The organism is uncultured Legionella sp. (assembly GCF_937871865.1).
In the GTDB taxonomy this organism is placed as follows: domain Bacteria; phylum Pseudomonadota; class Gammaproteobacteria; order Legionellales; family Legionellaceae; genus Legionella.
The window spans coordinates 1-4,372 of sequence record NZ_CALMPD010000117.1; the positions used below are offsets into that span (position 1 = coordinate 1).

A 4,372-nucleotide genomic window follows, 5' to 3' on the forward strand; every position below is an offset into this window, starting at 1 on the left:
CCAGTGGCGTTTAAATACAACATTTAGAATATATCGAGAAACTCGTAGCCTGGTTGCTTGCAGCCGGGACACTAGCCATAAACAGGTTCTTATCTTATTCATCGCCACTTTTTTCTGATACACCTAATTCAAGATCGCATGCTGCTATGAATTTGGGAATTCTTGCGAAAAGCCTTCCCGGCTGCAAGCAACCGGGCTACGTTGAACGTATTGAGAAAATCGAAGCTGGATGTACTGAATATATTTTGATATCCAAGTCTGGAAAACGTTGAATGCGGGTAAGATAATTAAACTAAACTCAGATTTGAAATACTTGTTTCGGTTATTATCAATCGCTCACTATTTTCTTTCATCAATGCATCTATCAGTTGACCTAGTTGGCTCTTTCTCACGAGTGTTGCCGAAGCAGTGTATAATGATTGAGTAAAATATGAATACATAGTTTGTGCGGAGCTTTCAGAGGTTTTACGTTGTTGAAGCTTTTCCTCTTCAGAAGACATACCTTGTAATAACCCACTCATTACCTCCCAGTATTTTTTTTCATTTGTATTGCTGAAACGAGAATGAATATCAGTGGCTAATTCAATATATTTAATTCCTAGTGTTCTTTTTGCATCAAAAATGTCTCTGTCAGATTTGTTTAACGTCAGATCAAGTTCTTTTTCCAGAATGTAGTCATAGATGACAAAGGAGAACAGATAGATCCAAGGAGTGTTTCTACTATTACAAAATAAACTATCATCCTTTAACTGAGCAATAATCATAGGACTGTCTTGAAATAGTTTTTGGATTATATTAATAAAAGTAAGCAGGCTAGGGGTAAAAAAAGTTTGATAAAGATCGGTGGTAAACGCCGTATTATTTTGAGTATTGTGTTCTATCACTACCTCAGAAACATTTTTTAATGACGAGTTAATTTCATCAAATACCTGTTTAAAATAATTCATTCCTTCGTTTTCCGGAGTAATTTCGATTTTTTTTATTGACTCAATCAAACACCGTGCAAAATCATTTCTTAATATTAATAATTCTGCCTCCTTTCCGGTGATCATCTTTGCATCTGCCTGTGATTGGTAGGCTGCTAATATTTTAGTGCAATAACTGTCAGTAATTTTTTTAAAAATCCACATTATAGTTCCCTTTAAATATGCAATTATTTCTCCAAAAGGTACCATCTATTTTATTCTCAGGAAAGGTCAAATGTTTGATTTAACTCTGAATTGTATTAAATTTAGTGCTTAAGGGGCTATTGATAGTGCACTGATTTTAATTATTTAATTAATCGTATAAAATGGAATTGATATTTAAATCATTCTGTTAATGCTTGTAAAAAACTTAATTAGTTATTTTTAAATTTAAGGACAAAATAATTATGAAAAAAATAATACTGACCACTTTTTTATTCTCTGTCGTTTTAATGTTGAATGCCTGTGGTACTGTAAACGGAATAGGTAAAGACGTAAGCAAAGCTGGCCAGGAAATTCAAAAAGCAGCCCGCTAGTTAATACAGTAATATAAGATCCTCAGCGTCCTGTGGACAATCCATGAGACGCTGCGAAATAACTTAAAATAGTGCATTCAGTCATTGGCTCAATCTGTATGGGTGTTTCATCAGTTGGAGTATTCTAAAAAGTATTAATACTCTCTCTTATAATATTGACTGATATGTTCCCTTTCTTATCTTTACTGCGATGAATTAAAGTATAAATTACCAAATTTAGCTCATCACTCTTGGCTACTGCAACACTGAGAAAATAGTTACTTTCTAAAGTGATTTGTTCAGTTGGCAAATCAATTTTTTGTATTAGTTCATTGATGTCTTTCAGATCGGCGATTCCATTTTCACCTCTAGCCATTATCAATTCATCAGCTTTTGATTCTTTCAGTCCATTACCAAGAGACATAAGAATTTTTTTTGGTGCGGTATTTATATTAATGGCTGTTGTTTCAGGCAATGCAGTAATGTAGGGTTGCATCGCTAAGTAGAATGTTGCACTGATGTCTTTAATCAGGCGGAGTTCGGAGGTGCTTTTTATTAATTGGTGACTCGGATTGTAGGGTGGATTTTGAGCGTGGTAGTAGGATGTATAACTGTCTTTCCCACGAGATAAATCATACGTCATTAACCAGTTTTTTAATGCTTCTACTATATTAATTTTATCTTTATTGTTTGCATCAGGATAAACATTGCCTATGAGATTAATAAACGGCAATGTATATTTTTTCTCTACCAGATTATTAAGATTAAATCGCGATTGTAAATCGTAAAGTTCGCCTGATAAGTTCACTTGATTGTAGATGGAGTCCATATTCCTCGGGTAGCTCGCAACCATTCCTTGCGCATTTGATTTGGTGAATTTGTTCTTACTGTTATTTAATTCACTAAGAGACCAAAATGTTACTGCTTGTGACGCTAGATAAAGTTTGTCATGTTGTATGATCAAACGTGTTCTATAAATATCCAGTTGTAATCTGGTGCTCATTGCAGTAGCAACAATTGCAACCAAGGTCATGATAAATAAAGCGGTAAGCAGGGCACCGCCTTGAGATTTATTAATTGGATACATAAAGAGCCCCGGGTATTATGAACAACAGGTTCAATTTACCCCAATCATTAAGTTTCAGATTGAGTTGGATGGCTTTGGGGAGTGATTCTTTACGTTGATTTTGTGATACTGCTTGTTCACGCCATTCAGTGAGTACTTGCAGATTTTGATTTAAATAATTGAAATTACAACCATCCAAATTATTAATGAGCTCTTTATCTGTATAAGCGTTTCTATTAAGTGGGTCTAGACTTGCCCAGGTTCTGCGGAGTAGTTTATTGTCCTGACATACCAGAGCAACACGCTTCAAGGTACTACGTTTTTCAATACTATCAGGATTTATAACCCCGTCTCTCGTGAACTCCATGTATTGAGACTGTCCTACAAAAGCAGGGAACAAACGCATTTCATTTCCTTTGACAGGGCGTTCTATTATTTGTGGTATGTCTTGTTGAATAATGCTCATGGCTAATTGAAGCTCGTTGAGCCGAGTAGCTTGTTCATTAACTCGAGTTCGAGCTGTAAAGGCATAATAAAGCGTAGATGAAGTTATCGTCGCCAGAATCGCAAATACGGTCAAGGCTATTAAGATTTCAATTAGTGTGAATCCCTGGTATTTTTTCATGGGAGGTACCTGAATGCTATAAGCTCTTCTCTAAAGGGACCTGCTTGTTTCGAGCTGACTGAAATAGTAATTTTTTGCATATTTTTTATGGGAGTCGAGCTGACTTTTGCCCTCCAATACCATTGTTGCTCTAACATCGTCGTTATCTGGGTTGCTTCCTGGCTTTGATTTAATGTTAATAAATTAAGTTGAATCATTGAAATTCCCTGCATGGCAACCCAATGACTGATGGTTTTTTCTTTGAGTCGATGCGTGTTTTCAATATTCTGGGCCGTTGCTTTTAATAATGCCGTGAGTGCAATTGCTATAATAGCAAGAGCTAATAATACCTCAATCAAGGTAAATCCTGCTGCTTGTTTCTTTATTAATTTAAGTGAGGTGCTCATTTTGGCTTTGCCGAACTAAATGTAAGAGTTCCATCTCGACTGCCAGTCAGTGTCGTTAGTATCTCATCTTGATTACTGCCAAATGAAATGCTAAACGGAGTAGTATCTCCGGATGAATTAATTATAATTTCCGGAGTTCCTTTAACAGGTTTATTATTTGTTTTCAGAGTGATTACTGTGTTTTTAGGAAAATAATTAACTTTGAATACCCCTTTATTAGATATAGGGTTCCATTGAGTATTGAATTTAAGAATTTGATAACTGTTATTCTCTATGCGGATTCCTAGCGTACTGTTTTCTAAAATTGCTTGTTGTTGAGCCAGACGAATATTATTTGCTAACTGATCGGCTGAGAACATAATCTTTTTGCTGGCGCCAAAATCACCAAAAGCGATTAAGGCAAAACCTACGGTAATGCCTATAATCACTATGACAATCAGAATTTCAATTAGGGTAAAACCTTGTTTAGTGGTCATCCCAGTTACCAATCTCTGCATTGATACCTGTACCGCCGGGTTGTCCTTCAGCCCCTAAAGTAAATACATCTACATCTCCATGTTGTCCTGGGTTTAGATACAGATAATCTCTTCCCCACGGATCTTTAGGCACAGATTTTAGATATTGTTTCCAGTTAGATGGAGATGGATTACTTGTCGGTTTTTCTACCAGAGCCATCAAGCCTTGGTCCGTCGATGGATAGCTTCCATTATCCAGTTTATATAAATCCAGCGCATTCTGAATGGCGAGAACATCTTGTTTGGCTTTAACTTTACGAGCCTCATCGGGACGCCCCATAATTTTAGGGACAACGATCG

Annotated in this window: 7 protein-coding genes; 1 reads left to right on the forward strand and 6 read right to left on the reverse strand. The window is 36.1% G+C overall.

All coding sequences use genetic code 11. The annotated features are described in order from the left end of the window. Positions 1-287: 287 nt before the first annotated feature. Positions 288-1,130: a hypothetical protein gene (locus tag Q0495_RS06285; RefSeq protein WP_298624191.1), complete on the reverse strand. Its 843-nt coding sequence runs from the start codon at positions 1,128-1,130 to the stop codon at positions 288-290. Positions 1,131-1,372: 242 nt separating this feature from the next. Between Q0495_RS06285 and Q0495_RS06290 the strand changes: the two genes are divergently transcribed. After that, positions 1,373-1,501: an entericidin A/B family lipoprotein gene (locus tag Q0495_RS06290; RefSeq protein WP_298624192.1), complete on the forward strand. Its 129-nt coding sequence runs from the start codon at positions 1,373-1,375 to the stop codon at positions 1,499-1,501. Between the two features lie 124 nt (positions 1,502-1,625). Here Q0495_RS06290 and gspK read toward each other — a convergent pair whose 3' ends face one another. The 5 genes from gspK to lspG form a co-directional block, all read right to left on the reverse strand. Continuing rightward, complete coding sequence (gspK, locus tag Q0495_RS06295; protein ID WP_298624193.1) at positions 1,626-2,567, reverse strand: type II secretion system minor pseudopilin GspK; 942 nt, start codon at positions 2,565-2,567, stop codon at positions 1,626-1,628. After that, complete coding sequence (gene lspJ, locus Q0495_RS06300; protein WP_298624194.1) at positions 2,554-3,171, reverse strand: GspJ family T2SS minor pseudopilin variant LspJ; 618 nt, start codon at positions 3,169-3,171, stop codon at positions 2,554-2,556. Before lspJ ends, gspK begins: the two co-directional genes overlap by 14 nt. Further along, positions 3,168-3,557 carry a GspI family T2SS minor pseudopilin variant LspI gene (lspI, locus tag Q0495_RS06305; RefSeq protein ID WP_298624195.1) on the reverse strand — a complete coding sequence of 130 codons (390 nt, stop codon included), beginning with the start codon at positions 3,555-3,557 and terminating at the stop codon, positions 3,168-3,170. Before lspI ends, lspJ begins: the two co-directional genes overlap by 4 nt. After that, entirely contained in the window at positions 3,554-4,033 is a 480-nt protein-coding gene (gspH, locus tag Q0495_RS06310) for a type II secretion system minor pseudopilin GspH (protein WP_298624196.1), read from the reverse strand. Before gspH ends, lspI begins: the two co-directional genes overlap by 4 nt. Beyond that, positions 4,023-4,372, reverse strand: a 350-nt coding sequence (lspG, locus tag Q0495_RS06315) for a GspG family T2SS major pseudopilin variant LspG (RefSeq protein ID WP_298624197.1), incomplete at its 5' end; no start/stop codon positions are given. The genes lspG and gspH, both read right to left, overlap by 11 nt.

What these genes read in the sequence shown, in the direction of transcription:
- Q0495_RS06285 (WP_298624191.1), bottom strand. Translation starts at nt 1,130, where the DNA reads ATGTGGATTTTTAAAAAAATTACTGACAGTTATTGCACTAAAATATTA.
- Q0495_RS06290 (WP_298624192.1), top strand. Translation starts at nt 1,373, where the DNA reads ATGAAAAAAATAATACTGACCACTTTTTTATTCTCTGTCGTTTTAATG.
- gspK (WP_298624193.1), bottom strand. Translation starts at nt 2,567, where the DNA reads ATGTATCCAATTAATAAATCTCAAGGCGGTGCCCTGCTTACCGCTTTA.
- lspJ (WP_298624194.1), bottom strand. Translation starts at nt 3,171, where the DNA reads ATGAAAAAATACCAGGGATTCACACTAATTGAAATCTTAATAGCCTTG.
- lspI (WP_298624195.1), bottom strand. Translation starts at nt 3,557, where the DNA reads ATGAGCACCTCACTTAAATTAATAAAGAAACAAGCAGCAGGATTTACC.
- gspH (WP_298624196.1), bottom strand. Translation starts at nt 4,033, where the DNA reads ATGACCACTAAACAAGGTTTTACCCTAATTGAAATTCTGATTGTCATA.